The organism is Enterobacter asburiae, from assembly GCF_008080435.1.
GTDB classification, from domain to species: domain Bacteria; phylum Pseudomonadota; class Gammaproteobacteria; order Enterobacterales; family Enterobacteriaceae; genus Enterobacter; species Enterobacter asburiae_C.
Map to the genome: position 1 here is coordinate 144,729 of NZ_VRKN01000006.1, position 15,047 is coordinate 159,775.

Annotated in this window: 14 protein-coding genes and 1 riboswitch; of the genes, 10 read left to right on the forward strand and 4 right to left on the reverse strand. The window is 56.6% G+C overall.

Annotated elements, in window-relative coordinates; all coding sequences use genetic code 11:
* Positions 1-10: 10 nt before the first annotated feature.
* The 6 genes from leuA to FU672_RS13755 all read left to right on the forward strand — a co-directional run bounded on the left by leuA (position 11) and on the right by FU672_RS13755 (position 6,433).
* Positions 11-1,582, forward strand: a complete 1,572-nt coding sequence (gene leuA / locus FU672_RS13730; protein ID WP_148243633.1) for a 2-isopropylmalate synthase — start codon at positions 11-13, stop codon at positions 1,580-1,582.
* Complete coding sequence (gene leuB, locus FU672_RS13735; protein WP_023310385.1) at positions 1,582-2,673, forward strand: 3-isopropylmalate dehydrogenase; 1,092 nt, start codon at positions 1,582-1,584, stop codon at positions 2,671-2,673. Before leuA ends, leuB begins: the two co-directional genes overlap by 1 nt.
* 2 nt (positions 2,674-2,675) lie before the next feature.
* Entirely contained in the window at positions 2,676-4,076 is a 1,401-nt protein-coding gene (gene leuC, locus FU672_RS13740; RefSeq protein WP_148243634.1) for a 3-isopropylmalate dehydratase large subunit, read from the forward strand.
* Positions 4,077-4,086: 10 nt separating this feature from the next.
* Positions 4,087-4,692 carry a 3-isopropylmalate dehydratase small subunit gene (gene leuD, locus FU672_RS13745; protein WP_148243635.1) on the forward strand — a complete coding sequence of 202 codons (606 nt, stop codon included), beginning with the start codon at positions 4,087-4,089 and terminating at the stop codon, positions 4,690-4,692.
* A gap of 162 nt (positions 4,693-4,854) precedes the next feature.
* Positions 4,855-5,745, forward strand: a complete 891-nt coding sequence (locus FU672_RS13750; protein WP_148243636.1) for a cation diffusion facilitator family transporter — start codon at positions 4,855-4,857, stop codon at positions 5,743-5,745.
* Between the two features lie 106 nt (positions 5,746-5,851).
* Positions 5,852-6,433 (forward strand): cytochrome b/b6 domain-containing protein, encoded by a 582-nt coding sequence (locus FU672_RS13755; RefSeq protein WP_148243637.1) that lies wholly within the window; start codon positions 5,852-5,854, stop codon positions 6,431-6,433.
* 47 nt (positions 6,434-6,480) lie between these two features.
* On the opposite strand, the gene FU672_RS13760 is transcribed toward FU672_RS13755, so the two are convergent.
* Both FU672_RS13760 and sgrT read right to left on the reverse strand, forming a co-directional pair.
* Positions 6,481-7,659 carry a sugar efflux transporter gene (locus FU672_RS13760; protein WP_148243638.1) on the reverse strand — a complete coding sequence of 393 codons (1,179 nt, stop codon included), beginning with the start codon at positions 7,657-7,659 and terminating at the stop codon, positions 6,481-6,483.
* Positions 7,660-7,779: 120 nt separating this feature from the next.
* Positions 7,780-7,932 carry a glucose uptake inhibitor SgrT gene (gene sgrT / locus FU672_RS13765; RefSeq protein ID WP_148243639.1) on the reverse strand — a complete coding sequence of 51 codons (153 nt, stop codon included), beginning with the start codon at positions 7,930-7,932 and terminating at the stop codon, positions 7,780-7,782.
* An 88-nt stretch (positions 7,933-8,020) separates the two neighbouring features.
* Here sgrT and sgrR point away from each other — a divergent pair, with 88 nt between their 5' ends.
* From sgrR to thiQ, 4 genes are all read left to right on the forward strand, one after another.
* Positions 8,021-9,676, forward strand: a complete 1,656-nt coding sequence (gene sgrR / locus FU672_RS13770) for an HTH-type transcriptional regulator SgrR (RefSeq protein ID WP_148243640.1) — start codon at positions 8,021-8,023, stop codon at positions 9,674-9,676.
* 36 nt (positions 9,677-9,712) lie between these two features.
* Positions 9,713-9,813: riboswitch (TPP riboswitch) on the forward strand.
* Positions 9,814-9,844: 31 nt separating this feature from the next.
* Positions 9,845-10,828, forward strand: coding sequence for a thiamine ABC transporter substrate binding subunit (thiB, locus tag FU672_RS13775; protein ID WP_148243641.1), 984 nt, complete (start codon positions 9,845-9,847; stop codon positions 10,826-10,828).
* Positions 10,804-12,414: a thiamine/thiamine pyrophosphate ABC transporter permease ThiP gene (gene thiP, locus FU672_RS13780; RefSeq protein ID WP_148243642.1), complete on the forward strand. Its 1,611-nt coding sequence runs from the start codon at positions 10,804-10,806 to the stop codon at positions 12,412-12,414. The genes thiB and thiP overlap by 25 nt, the downstream gene beginning before the upstream one ends.
* Positions 12,398-13,099, forward strand: a complete 702-nt coding sequence (gene thiQ / locus FU672_RS13785) for a thiamine ABC transporter ATP-binding protein ThiQ (RefSeq protein WP_148243643.1) — start codon at positions 12,398-12,400, stop codon at positions 13,097-13,099. Before thiP ends, thiQ begins: the two co-directional genes overlap by 17 nt.
* Positions 13,100-13,143: 44 nt before the next feature.
* Here thiQ and FU672_RS13790 read toward each other — a convergent pair whose 3' ends face one another.
* Positions 13,144-13,911 carry a DedA family protein gene (locus FU672_RS13790; RefSeq protein WP_148243644.1) on the reverse strand — a complete coding sequence of 256 codons (768 nt, stop codon included), beginning with the start codon at positions 13,909-13,911 and terminating at the stop codon, positions 13,144-13,146.
* A 118-nt stretch (positions 13,912-14,029) separates the two neighbouring features.
* Positions 14,030-14,875 carry an arabinose operon transcriptional regulator AraC gene (gene araC, locus FU672_RS13795; RefSeq protein WP_023310373.1) on the reverse strand — a complete coding sequence of 282 codons (846 nt, stop codon included), beginning with the start codon at positions 14,873-14,875 and terminating at the stop codon, positions 14,030-14,032.
* Positions 14,876-15,047 lie beyond the last annotated feature (172 nt).

The following is a 15,047-nucleotide window of genomic DNA, read 5'->3' on the forward strand; positions in this document are numbered from 1 at the left end:
GACCTAACCCATGAGCCAGCAAGTCATTATTTTCGATACTACTTTACGTGACGGTGAACAGGCATTACAGGCAAGCCTGAGTGTAAAAGAGAAACTGCAGATCGCGCTGGCTCTCGAACGTATGGGTGTCGACGTGATGGAGGTCGGTTTCCCGGTCTCGTCTCCGGGTGATTTCGAATCCGTCCAGACTATCGCTCGCACCATTAAAAACAGCCGCGTGTGTGCCCTGGCGCGCTGCGTAGAGAAAGATATCGACGTCGCCGCCGAGTCGCTGAAAGTCGCCGAAGCGTTCCGTATCCACACTTTTATTGCGACCTCGCCTATGCACATCGCAACCAAGTTGCGCAGCACGCTGGATGAGGTGATTGAGCGCGCGGTGTACATGGTTAAGCGTGCACGCAACTATACCGATGACGTTGAATTCTCCTGTGAAGATGCGGGCCGTACGCCAATCGACGATTTGGCGCGCGTTGTGGAAGCCGCCATCAGCGCGGGCGCGAAAACCATCAACATCCCGGACACCGTCGGCTACACCATGCCGTTTGAGTTCTCCAACATCATCACCGGCCTGTATGACCGCGTACCGAATATTGATAAAGCGATTATCTCCGTCCACACCCACGATGATTTGGGTCTGGCCGTGGGCAATGCCATCGCTGCAGTCCATGCCGGGGCGCGCCAGGTAGAAGGTGCGATGAACGGCATCGGTGAACGCGCGGGCAACTGTTCGCTGGAAGAAGTGATCATGGCGATCAAAGTGCGCAAAGACATCATGGACGTACACACCCGCATCAATCACAACGAAATCTGGCGCACCAGCCAGACCGTCAGCCAGATTTGCAACATGCCCATTCCGGCTAACAAAGCGATTGTCGGCACTGGCGCCTTCGCGCACTCCTCCGGTATTCACCAGGATGGCGTCCTGAAGAATCGTGAAAACTACGAAATCATGACCCCGGAATCCATCGGCCTGAACCAGGTGCAGTTGAACCTGACCTCCCGTTCCGGTCGCGCAGCGGTTAAACACCGCATGGAAGAGATGGGTTATAAGGACAGCGATTACAACATGGATCAGCTGTACGACGCGTTCCTGAAACTGGCCGACAAAAAAGGTCAGGTGTTCGACTATGACCTGGAAGCGCTGGCCTTTATTAACAAGCAGCAGGAAGAGCCCGAGCACTTCCGTCTGGATTACTTCAACGTGCAGTCCGGCTCCAGCGACATCGCCACCGCCTCGGTCAAACTGGCCTGCGGTGATGAAATTAAAGCAGAGGCCGCGAACGGTAACGGCCCTGTCGATGCCATCTACCAGGCGATTAACCGCGTCACCGAGTACGACGTTGAGCTGGTGAAGTATGACCTGACGGCCAAGGGTCACGGCAAAGATGCGCTGGGTCAGGTCGACATTGTTGTGACCCACAACGGCCGCCGCTTCCACGGTGTGGGCCTGGCGACCGATATCGTTGAATCCTCCGCGAAAGCGATGGTGCATGTTCTGAACAACATCTGGCGCGCCGCCGAAGTCGAAAAAGAGTTGCAACGCAAAGCTCAGAATAACGAGAACAACAAGGAAACCGTGTAATGTCGAAGAATTACCATATTGCTGTGTTACCGGGCGACGGTATTGGCCCGGAAGTGATGGCACAGGCGCTGAAAGTACTGGAAGCCGTTCGCGCGCGTTTTGCGATGAAAATCACCACCAGCCACTACGACGTGGGCGGTATTGCGATTGATAACCACGGTACACCGCTGCCGAAAGCAACTGTGGAAGGCTGCGAAAATGCCGATGCCGTGCTGTTTGGTTCCGTCGGTGGCCCGAAATGGGAACACCTGCCGCCAGCAGAGCAGCCAGAACGCGGCGCGCTGCTGCCGCTGCGTAAACATTTCAAGCTGTTCAGCAATCTGCGTCCGGCGAAGCTGTATCAGGGTCTGGAAGAGTTCTGCCCGCTGCGCGCGGATATCGCCGCCAACGGTTTCGACATTCTGTGCGTGCGTGAACTGACCGGCGGGATCTATTTTGGTCAACCAAAAGGACGCGAAGGCAGCGGACAACACGAGAAAGCATTCGACACCGAGGTGTATCACCGTTTCGAAATCGAACGTATCGCCCACATCGCGTTCGAGTCGGCGCGTAAACGCCGCCATAAAGTGACCTCCATTGATAAAGCGAACGTGCTGCAGTCCTCCATTTTGTGGCGCGAGATCGTCAGTGAAGTCGCTAAGCAGTACCCGGACGTCGCGCTGTCACACATGTACATCGACAACGCGACGATGCAGCTGATTAAAGATCCGTCCCAGTTTGACGTGCTGCTGTGCTCCAACCTGTTCGGCGATATTCTCTCGGATGAGTGCGCGATGATCACCGGCTCCATGGGCATGCTGCCCTCCGCAAGCCTGAATGAAGAAGGCTTTGGCCTGTACGAGCCTGCGGGCGGCTCCGCGCCGGATATCGCAGGCAAGAACATTGCCAACCCGATTGCGCAGATCCTCTCCCTGGCCCTGCTGCTGCGCTACAGTCTGGATGCAGGCGATGCGGCAACCGCAATTGAGAACGCCATTAACCGGGCGTTAGAAGAAGGCGTCCGTACCGGCGATTTAGCACGCGGCACGGCGGCAGTCAGTACCGATGAAATGGGCGACATTATTGCCCGCTATGTCGCTGAAGGGGTGTAATCATGGCTAAGACGTTATATGAAAAGTTGTTTGATGCGCACGTTGTTTACGAGGCACCAAACGAAACCCCGCTGCTGTACATCGATCGTCATCTGGTACACGAAGTGACCTCTCCTCAGGCATTTGACGGCCTGCGCGCGCACAAGCGTCCGGTACGTCAGCCGGGTAAAACCTTCGCGACGATGGATCACAACGTTTCCACCCAGACCAAAGACATTAATGCCTCGGGTGAGATGGCGCGTATCCAGATGCAGGAGCTGATTAAGAACTGCAATGAATTTGGCGTTGAGCTGTACGACCTGAACCATCCGTATCAGGGCATCGTCCACGTGATGGGGCCTGAGCAAGGGATCACCCTGCCGGGCATGACCATCGTCTGCGGTGACTCCCATACCGCGACCCACGGCGCGTTTGGCGCTCTGGCATTCGGGATTGGCACGTCCGAAGTGGAACACGTGCTGGCAACGCAGACCCTGAAACAGGGCCGCGCCAAAACCATGAAGATTGAAGTGAAGGGTAAAGCCGCACCGGGTATTACCGCAAAAGACATCGTGCTGGCCATCATCGGTAAAACCGGCAGCGCAGGCGGCACCGGTCATGTTGTTGAATTCTGCGGTGAAGCCATCCAGGCGCTGAGCATGGAGGGACGCATGACCCTGTGCAATATGGCCATTGAGATGGGCGCAAAAGCCGGTCTGGTCGCCCCGGACGAAACCACCTTCAACTATGTGAAGGGTCGTCTGCACGCGCCGAAAGGTCAGAATTTTGACGACGCGGTCGCGTACTGGAAAACCCTGAAAACCGACGATGGGGCAACGTTTGATACCGTTGTCACACTGCAGGCTGAAGAGATTGCGCCTCAGGTGACCTGGGGCACCAACCCGGGCCAGGTGATTTCCGTCAATGACGCCATTCCCGATCCAGCCTCCTTCGCCGATCCGGTCGAGCGCGCCAGTGCGGAAAAAGCGCTGGCCTATATGGGGCTGAAACCCGGCGTGCCGTTGACCGATGTCGCCATTGATAAAGTCTTTATCGGTTCCTGCACCAACTCCCGTATCGAAGATTTGCGTGCCGCTGCCGAAATTGCCAAAGGCCGCAAAGTGGCGCCAGGCGTGCAGGCGCTGGTGGTTCCAGGCTCCGGTCCGGTGAAGGCCCAGGCGGAAGCCGAAGGTCTGGATAAGATCTTTATCGAAGCGGGCTTCGAGTGGCGCCTGCCTGGCTGCTCCATGTGCCTGGCCATGAACAATGACCGCCTGAATCCGGGTGAGCGCTGCGCCTCTACCAGCAACCGTAACTTTGAAGGCCGTCAGGGCCGCGGTGGGCGCACCCATCTGGTCAGCCCGGCAATGGCCGCCGCTGCGGCAGTCACCGGCCATTTCGCCGATATTCGCAGCCTGAAATAAGGAGACAATCATGGCAGAGAAATTTACCCAACATACGGGCCGGGTTGTCCCACTGGACGCCGCTAACGTTGATACTGACGCTATTATTCCGAAACAGTTTCTGCAGAAGGTGACGCGTACCGGTTTTGGCGCACATCTGTTTAACGACTGGCGTTTCCTGGACGATAAGGGCGAAGTGCCTAATCCGGAATTCGTTCTGAACTTCCCGGAATACAAAGGCGCCTCCATTTTACTGGCGCGGGAAAACTTTGGCTGCGGCTCATCCCGTGAACACGCGCCGTGGGCGCTCACCGACTACGGGTTTAAAGTGGTCATTGCCCCAAGCTTCGCGGATATTTTTTACGGCAACAGCTTCAACAACCAGCTTCTGCCGGTGACGCTGAGCGATGAACAGGTCGATGAATTGTTCGCGCTGGTTAAGGCGAATCCGGGCATTTCGTTTGAAGTGGATCTGGAAGCCGAAGTGGTGAAAGCCGGGGATAAGCTCTACAGCTTCAGCATTGATACGTTCCGCCGTCACTGCATGCTGAATGGTCTGGACAGCATTGGTTTAACTCTCCAGCACGAAGCGGCGATTGCCACTTACGAACAAAAACAACCTGCATTTATGAAATAACCCTCCGGCCTGCAGCGCACTCTGCAGGCCGCGTTTTATCACGATACTGCCCTCCTTCTGTAAATACTTCCCCAATCCAGCCAATAATGACGTTATATTTAATGTCAATTTAATGTTCTCTGCGCAGAATAATCGCTCAATCAGTTGGCAGCGGAAATTATCATGGAAAAGAAAAATGGCAATGAGTCTCATCTCCGTTCTCGGGAAATACAAAAATGCACATTAGTGAGCGTGATAACAAATAGTTTACTCACCGGCTTTCAGATAGTTGCAGGAATATTCTCCGGTTCACAAGGATTAATTGCTGATGGGATTCATTCTCTTTCCGATTTATCCTCTGATTTTGTCGTTCTGATTGCGAATAAAAAGAGTCACAAAGCCTCTGATATTGATCACCATTACGGTCATCTGCGTTTCGAAAACGGTGCAAAGCTCATTATTGGCGCTATTCTGCTGCTTGTGGGGGTTGGGATGCTCTGGTCCGCAGGAAATAAACTGCTTCACCCCGAGACGCATCAACTGGTGAAAGGGGCCGCTTTGTGGGTGGCAATACTGGCGTTGGTGGTGAAGGAAAGTCTGTTCAGATACATGTTTGCCACGGGAAAACGTATTCAGTCCTCGCTGCTGGTAGCCAATGCCTGGCATGCCCGCTCTGACGCAGCCTCGTCAGTGGTTGTCGCCATCGGCATTGCCGGGAATTTAGTGGGTTTTCACGCGATGGACCTGATTGCGGCCCTGATTGTCGGGATTTTCATCGCCCATATGGGTTACAAATTCTCTGCCGATGCCCTGCACGACCTGATGGACCGTTCGCTTGAACCCGAGCTGGAGCACGACATCAAAACGTGTCTTCTCGCAACCGAGGGCGTCACCGGGCTCCATGATTTAAAAACCCGCAAGATGGGCGATTTAGCCCTTGTCGATGTTCATCTGGAAGTTAACGGCGAATTAAGCGTAAAAGAAGGACATCAGATTGCCGTCAATGCCAGAAACAACGTGATGCAAAAATTCAATGTGCTGAATGTGATGACGCATATTGATCCTGCCCACTAATCTGAACGCATAAATACAGTGTGACGCACCCCATCGTTAAGGTTTCGTTAATTAATCTGCGTCACACTGCATCGCATCAGCTCTCTCATTATTGAGGTAAAAAGCGATGAACCCAACACTACGCAATACGCTTCCCCATAAAGAAACGCCTTTTCTTCGCGTACTGCACATTCTTGTGGCCGTTCTGGTGCTGGTCCAGATCATCAATTCTAATTTCACCGAAAGTGAAGCCCTCCACGAATCCGGGCTGAACGGAATTGTCACCTGGATGCATGTTATCTCCGGATTTGGTTTAATTTTTTGTGGCATTGCCATGATGGCATGGATGTTAACCCAGCGCGGATTCAAATATTACTTCGCCTGGCTGGCGCTGGATTTTCGCGGAATCGTTGACGATATTCGCACCCTCGCGCAGCGTCAGCTTCCTGACGCGCATGCCGGCGGAATGGCGGCAACGGTGCAAGGTCTGGGCGTGCTGGCGCTACTGGGCGTGGCACTCTGCGGCGCGGCCTGGTTCGTGCTAAACGCCACGCTCGGGCCCGTGTCGCCCGTCACGGAATCCGCCTTATATTTGCATAAATTCCTGACGGTCTTTATTGAGACATATTTCTGGGCACACGGCTTCATGGGCCTCGTTCATATGTACCTGACGCTGCGCGCGCAGCGTAAATATCAGTATTCAGAATAAAGGGTTCGCAGAGCCCGGCGTTTCCGGGCTCCGTTTTATTCATCCGATCACACGTCTTTTACGCGGCAGGTCAGCAGAAGCGTCACGACAGAGATCGCCGCAATCATCCAGTAGACAGACGCATGCCCATAGCTTTGCGCCAGCGCCCCCTGAATCACGCCAGCCAGAATCACTCCGGTTGAAATGCTGTTGGTAAAAAGCGTGGTCGCCGATCCTGCACGGCCGGGCATGAGGTCCTGAAACCAGAGCATGCCGATCCCGGCAACAATCCCGATAAACACGGCGTTAAACAGCTGCAGCGCCAGCAACGCTTCACGCGAATGGAAAAGGATCAGCCCCACGTAGAACAGCACCCCGGCCGCCACGGCGACGATCATCATCCGACGCTTTCCAAAGCGCTTAACGTAGTAACCCGCCAGAATCATCGCCGGAATTTCCAGCCCGGCAGCGGTCCCCATTAAGATCCCCGCAAGCTTGTCCGGCAGGCCCAGATCGCTGCTGATCCACAGCGGCATATCGATGATGTACATGGTGTTGCAGGTCCACATCAGCGTGGAGGCAATAAACAGCATGCGGACGTTTTTGTCCTGCCAGCCGCTCACCTCGGTGACAGGTTTATCCGTCGTCTGTTCGACACGCGCCACGGACGGCAGCGCGAAGGCAATCAATACCAGACTGATGACAAAAATCCCGGCGGCTATGGAAAACATGGTGGTAAAGCCGTAGTTCAACGCCAGCATGAAGGCCAGCGGCGGGCCAATGACCCACGCCAGCGAGAGCTGGGCACGCATCACCGAGCTGAACATCACCACTTCCCGCGCCGAGTTATCCGCATATTCACGGGCCAGCGCGAACAGCTGCGGCATGGCGGTGTTCGCCAGCGACGCCAGCAGCACGCCGCAGGTGATCAGCGTCAGGTAATGACGGTTGAAAGCAAAGAGCAGCGCGTTGCCCACGGCCATGGCACAGCAAAAGAGGATCAGCTTGCGGCGATCGCCCTGGCTGTCCGATCGTTTCGCCAGCGCGAGACTGACCAGGATCCCGGCAATGGCGTTGACGGTATAAAACAGGCCGACCCAAAACGGCTGTGCCCCCACCTCGCGGCTGAGAAACAGGCTCAGCGTCGGTGCCTGTAGCGCCCCCGCCACGCCCATCATAAAGGCCACCAGCATAAAAGCGGCATACACGCCGTTCAGGCGTCGCCCCATCGTCATCAACCAGAGCATGCGCAAGTCCTTGTGAAAGCGAATCGAAACCGGGTGAAAGAATAAACGAAAAAAGCCAGCAAAAACATTTTGCTGGCGGGTGATAAGCACCAATACTCAGTCACACATGATCGAGGCGAGTTAGCGGGAAGAGGTCGGTGTTGTAACGTCCCACTGCATCAATTCTTCTAACGTTTTCAGCCGTTGCTCTGCACACTGGCGGGCCAGCCAGGACGTTCCTTTTGTCGCTGAAAAGTACTGCTGATAAAACTGACGTGCGGTAGACCTCTTCATAATTTACCTCCTCGCTTCATCGAGGAGAATTATTGGCCTAATATAGGGATAAATAAATTGCTGGTTTTTTGTCAGGAGTTCCCCTTTTATGCCTTCCGGTCGTCTGCAACAACAGTTTATCCGCCTCTGGCAGTGCTGCGAGGGGCAATCGCAGGAGACCACGCTCAACGAGCTGGCTGACCTGCTTAGCTGCTCCCGCCGCCATATGCGCACGCTGCTCAACACCATGCAGCAACAGGGCTGGTTAAGCTGGGAAGCGGAGGCGGGACGCGGCAAACGCTCGCGATTGACCTTTCTCTATACCGGGCTGGCGTTGCAGCAGCAGCGTGCAGAAGATCTGCTCGAGCAGGACCGCATCGATCAGCTGGTACAGCTGGTGGGCGACAAGGCCGCCGTGCGCCAGATGCTGGTATCTCATCTGGGACGCAGCTTTCGTCAGGGTCGCCATATTCTGCGAGTGCTTTACTACCGCCCAATGAAAAATCTATTGCCTGGCACGGCCTTACGCCGCTCAGAAACCCATATGGCCCGACAAATCTTCAGCGGCCTGACACGCATAAATGAGGAAAACGGGGAACTGGAGGCGGATATCGCGCACCACTGGCAGCAGGTTTCCCCGCTTCACTGGCGCTTTTTCTTACGCCCCGGCATCCACTTTCACCACGGTCGCGAGCTGGAAATGCACGACGTCATCGCCTCTCTGGAACGCGTCCGCAAGCTCCCGCTCTACTCGCATATCTCCCGCGTCCACTCCCCCACGGCCTGGACGCTGGATATTGAGCTGTCGCAGCAGGATAAGTGGCTTCCCTGGCTGCTGGGCTATGTGCCGTCGATGATTTTGCCCGGCGAGTGGGAAACATTGAACAATTTTGCCAGCCTGCCAATTGGCACCGGGCCCTACTCCGTCTCCCGCAATAACAGCAACCAGCTGAAAATCCGCGCGTTCGATGACTACTTTGGCTATCGGGCGCTGATCGACGAAGTGAACGTGTGGGTATTACCGGATCTCAATGAAGACCTGAGCTGCGGGCTGACGCTTGAAGGCCCCACCACCGGAGAAAAGGCCGTGGAGAGCCGCCTGGAGGAGGGATGTTATTATCTCCTCTTTGACCGTCGCACCCACCGTGGGGCAAACCAGGCCGTCCGCAAGTGGGTCAGCCACGCCTTGTCCCCTTCTAATCTGATTTACCATGCGGAAGAGCAGTACCAGACATACTGGTTTCCGGCGTACGGCCTGCTTCCCCGCTGGCACCACGCCCGCCCGGTGCACTGCGACAAACCCGCAGGGCTGGAGTCCATCACCCTGACCTACTACCGCGAGCACGTGGAGCATCGTTTTATTGCCAGAATCATGACCCGACTGCTGGCAGCCGAGGGGGTCAGGCTGGAGGTCAGGGAAGTGGACTATGACGAATGGCATCAGGGGGAGATCGCCAGTGATATCTGGCTCAACAGCGCCAACTTTACCCTGCCGCTCGATTTTTCCCTTTTCTCGCATTTGTATGAAGTTCCTCTCATCCAGCACTGCATCGACCGTGACTGGCAGCAGGATGCCGCCCAGTGGCGTGCGGGCGAAATGAATCTTGCCGCATGGTGCCAGCAGCTGCTGGCCGAGCAGGCGATCGTCCCGTTGATCCACCACTGGCTGATGATCCAGGGCCAGCGCAGCATGCGCGGCCTGCGGATGAATACCCTGGGCTGGTTTGATTTTAAATCCGCCTGGTTTGCGCCGCCGGGGCCATAACGCTTTCGTAATATTCACCAAATCATTACAATAGCGCCGTTCTCAACGGGGTGCTGCATCACAGATGTGCGCTGAGATAATACCCGTCGAACCTGATCCGGATAACGCCGGCGAAGGGATTTGAGGCTGTCGCTCAAAATCCTTTGCCACTCAACTTTGAGGTGCAAAGTGTTAAAAAAAGTTCTCCCCCTGCTGGCGCTGTTTGCGCTGCCTGCTTTTGCCAAGCCCGTCCTGACGGTCTACACCTATGACTCCTTCTCTGCCGACTGGGGCCCTGGCCCGGTAGTCAAAAAAGCCTTTGAAGCTGACTGTAACTGCGAGCTGAAGTTCGTGGCGCTGGAAGATGGCGTTTCGCTGCTCAACCGTCTGCGCATGGAAGGTAAAAACAGCAAAGCCGACGTGGTGCTCGGGCTGGATAACAACCTGCTGGAAGCTGCCTCGCAAACCAAACTGTTTGCCAAAAGCGGCGTCGCGGCAGATGCCGTTAACGTGCCGGGCGGCTGGAAAAACGACACCTTTGTGCCATTTGACTATGGCTACTTTGCTTTTGTTTACGACAAAAATAAGCTGAAAAACCCGCCGAAGAGCCTGAAAGAGCTGGTGGAAAGCGATCAGAAATGGCGCGTGATTTATGAAGATCCGCGTACCAGCACGCCAGGCCTGGGCCTGCTGCTGTGGATGCAAAAGGTCTACGGGGATAAAGCACCGGAAGCGTGGCAGAAACTTGCGGCCAAAACCGTCACCGTGACCAAGGGCTGGAGCGAAGCCTATGGCCTGTTCCTCAAAGGCGAAAGCGACCTGGTGCTGAGCTACACCACTTCTCCGGCCTACCACATTATCGCCGAGAAGAAAGATAACTATGCTGCCGCTGATTTTGCTGAAGGGCACTATCTGCAGGTGGAAGTCGCCGCGCGTACCGCCGCCAGCAAACAGCCGGAGCTGGCTGAGAAGTTCCTGAAGTTCATGGTTTCACCGGCGTTCCAGAATGCCATTCCTGCGGGCAACTGGATGTATCCGGTCACCAGCGTTGCGCTGCCCGCAGGTTTCGAGCAGTTGACTAAACCAACAACCTCGCTGGAGTTTACGCCTCAGCAGGTCGCCGCGCAGCGTGCAGCATGGGTCAGTGAATGGCAACGCGCCGTCAGCCGTTGATTCCCGGCTGGTTACTGCCCGGGCTGCTCGCCGCCGTAGTGATGGTGGTGGTCAGCCTGGGGGCTTTTCTTGCACTGTGGTTCAACGCGCCAGAGAGTGACCTGCTCGCCCTCTGGCACGACAGCTACCTCTGGCACGTTATCCGGTTCTCCTTCTGGCAGGCATCGCTTTCTGCCTTGCTGTCGGTGATCCCGGCCATTTTTCTGGCGCGCGCACTGTATCGGCGGCGTTTCCCCGGCAGGCTGGCACTGCTGCGCCTCTGCGCTATGACGCTGATCCTGCCCGTGCTGGTGGCCGTTTTTGGTATTCTGAGCGTTTACGGCCGTCAGGGCTGGCTGGCTTCGCTGTTCGGCCAGCTTGGTCTGGAATGGTCATTCTCGCCTTACGGACTGCAGGGCATTCTGCTGGCGCACGTCTTTTTCAATATGCCGATGGCAACGCGTCTTTTTTTACAAGCGCTGGAAAACATTCCCGGCGAACAGCGTCAGGTTGCCGCCCAGCTCGGCATGCGCGGCGTGTCGTTCTTCCGCTTTGTCGAATGGCCGTGGCTGCGCCGCCAGATCCCGCCCGTCGCGGCGTTAATCTTCATGCTCTGCTTTGCCAGCTTTGCCACCGTGCTGTCGCTCGGCGGCGGGCCGCAGGCCACCACCATTGAGCTGGCGATTTACCAGGCCTTAAGCTACGACTACGATCCCGGTCGCGCCGCGCTGCTGGCGATGGTGCAGATGGCGTGCTGTCTTGCGCTGGTGCTGTTGAGCCAGCGGCTGAGTAAAGCCATTCCCGCTGGCAGCAATCAAATAACCGGCTGGCGCGATCCGCAGGATAGCCTGCACAGCCGCGTCACCGATTTTATCCTGATCGCGCTGGCGCTCCTGCTACTGCTGCCGCCGCTGATGGCCGTTATCGTTGACGGACTGAACCTCAATCTTATATCCGTCCTGCAACAGCCCATCCTCTGGCAGGCGACCTGGACCTCACTGCGTATCGCACTGGCGGCTGGGTTACTGTGCGTCATACTGACCATGATGCTGCTGTGGAGCAGCCGTGAACTCTATGCCCGGCAGGCCCAAAAGGCCGGACAGGCGCTGGAGCTGACGGGCATGCTGATTCTGGCGATGCCGGGCATCGTGCTGGCGACGGGCTTCTTTTTATTGTTCAACAGCACCATCGGCCTGCCGGAAAGAGCCGATGGCATTGTGATTTTCACCAACGCCCTGATGGCCATTCCTTACGCGCTCAAAGTGCTGGAAAACCCGATGCGCGACGTCAATAGCCGCTACGGTTTGCTGTGCCAGTCGCTGGGCATGCAAGGCTGGCAGCGGCTGAAGGTGGTCGAACTCCGCGCGCTAAAGCGCCCCCTGGCGCAGGCGCTGGCATTTGCCTGCGTGCTCTCGATAGGTGATTTTGGGGTTGTTGCGCTATTTGGCAATGACGATTTCCGCACGCTGCCATACTGGCTCTATCAGCAAATCGGCTCTTATCGCAGTCAGGACGGCGCGGTAACCGCGCTGTTACTGCTGCTGCTGTGCTTTGCCTTATTTACCGTTATCGAAAAACTTCCGGGGCGTGATGTTAAAACTGACTGATGTAACCTGGCTTTACCAGCATCTGCCGATGCGCTTCACGCTCTCCGTGCGCCAGGGGGAGATGATCGCGGTGCTTGGCCCAAGCGGCGCGGGAAAAAGCACGCTGCTTAATTTGATTGCGGGTTTTCTGCAACCGGCAAGCGGCGCGATCGTCATTGAAAATCACGATCATACCCACACGCCGCCCGCAAAACGTCCGGTCTCAATGCTGTTTCAGGAAAACAACCTGTTTACCCATCTGACGGTGCGGCAAAACATCGCGCTGGGAATGCATCCGGGACTCAGGCTGAACGATGCCCAGCGCCAGAAGCTGGAGAACATTGCCGGGCAGATGGGGATCGCTGAGTTCATCGACAGGCTGCCGGGCGAGCTTTCCGGCGGCCAGCGTCAGCGCGTGGCGCTGGCGCGTTGTCTGGTGCGCGAGCAGCCGATCCTGCTGCTGGATGAGCCGTTCTCGGCGCTCGATCCCGCGCTGCGCCTGGAGATGCTGGCGCTGGTGCAGGACGTCTGTCAGCGCCAGCAGTTGACGATGCTGATGGTGTCGCACAGCATTGAAGACGCTGCGCGCATCGCGCCGCGATCGGTGGTGATCGCGGAGGGACGTATTTTGTGGGATGGAAAAACAGAAGAACTGCTGAGTGGTAAGGCGGGAGCGTCTTCACTGTTGGGCATTCGTGCGATCTGATGCCCTCACCCTGGCCCTCTCCCAGGGGGAGAGGGAAATAGTCCTTAACGGCTGACCAGTTTTAATAAAATCTCACCGTACACCGGCATCAGCGGGTGGCGAATCAGCGCCACCAGCGCTACAACCGCAACCCCCAGCGTCAGCGGGGCCAGCCAGAGCAGGCGAGTACGCGGGAGATAGCGCGTTAGACGATCGATATTCGCTTTCCCGCTGCGCCACAGTCGCCAGCACAGCCATGCCGCCAGCCACAGCAGCACAGCCGTCCCCAGCAGCAGCCACTTAAACTCGCCGCTTTGCATACCGTCAGGAATATCAATGGCTGCGCCCGCAAGGATACCAGGCAGGAAGTAGAACGGCGGCCAGAAGACGCAGCCGATAATGTTCGGCACCACGAATTTCGCGACAGGCAGATCCAGCATTCCCGCCACCATCGGCACCAGCGGACGCGTTGGTCCGACAAAGCGGCCGACGAGAATGGTAAACATGCTGTGCTGATGCAGCGCATGCTCGGTTTTATCCAGCAGGGCTTTGTTCTTTTTCATGAACGACCAGCGGTGCAGCGGCTTCTTAAAGCGCCAGCCCAGCCAGAAGGAGATCCAGTCGCCCAGCAGGCAGCCGATAATCCCGGCCAGCCACGCCTGCCAGAAATTAACCTCGCCGCTGCCAATCAGCGCGCCAAGCCCTGCCATCATCACGGTGCCGGGCAGGATCAGCCCAACCAGCGCCAGCGATTCCAGAAACGCCACCAGCGCCACGGCGATGAGCGAGTACATAACGGACTGGGTAATAAAGTGTTCCAGCAATGCCTGCATAACTATTCCGGTCAGAAAACGAATCAGCGATTCTGCTTAGCGCCCCGCACCGCGTCAAGGCATCAATTGTCTGAATAGTTTACAAGATGCTCCAGAAGTTCACCTGAATGTTTACCGTTTATTCACATCCCGCGCGGAATTCACTCGGGCTGGCGCCGGTACATTTTTTAAATACCCGGGAGAAATAGAGCTGATCCTCAAAGCCCACGTTACGCCCCACGGTGGCGATCGGCATCCGGGTGGTGCTGAGCAGCAGCTTCGCCTGGCTGATGCGCTGATCCTCGCGCCAGCTCAAAACGCTGACGCCCAGCTGCTGGCGGAAAAGATGCGACAGCCGCGACGGCGACAGGCAAACGTGCTGCGCAACGCTGGCGATATCAAACTGACTATCGGCCAGGTGGTCGCTGATGTACTGGCAGGCGTCGCGCACGCGGTTATCCAGAGGCGGGTTAAGCGACTCGTTGATCGCCTCCATCCGTCGCAGCAGCAGCTGTTCGAGCAGGTTAATCGCCAGCAGTTCGGCGTAGCGCCCGCCAGCCTGTCCCGCCTCGATAATCTGCGCAAAAAGCTCGCGAAACTGCGCCAGATGAACCTCATCCGGACGATAAAAACCGGTGTGCGCAAAAATAGCCGGCCAGGAAAGCCACTCCTGCCAGTAGGCGCGCGGACGGAAGTAGACCCACTGGTGATACCACTCTTTGGCATCCGGATGACGGCCATAGTGGTGGATCTCTCCCGGCGGGAACAGCAGGATATCGCCCGGGCGGCAGACAAACTGCTGGTCACCGTTCTTGATGATCCCTTCCCCTCGCACGGTCAGGTTGAGGATATACCCTTTCATCCCGAGCGGTCGGTCGACGTAAAAGTCGAGATATCCCTCAGCCTCGATAGGGGTCAGTCCCGCCACAAGGTGCGCGTTAAACGAGTATCCCGGCAGCAGGGGATCGTTTTGCGTTTCGGCCATAGATTCAGTTCTCCCAAGGGTCCTGAAGGAAACCAATTGTCCATATCATTAAAAGCAGGTTAAAAATGGCCCGCGAAAAGATCCAAAAAGCATCACGCCGCTTTTACGTCCGCCATGTTTCAGCCTTTCCCCCTGATTTCTCCGCCAGAGCAGGCAGATAACCAGTAACAAA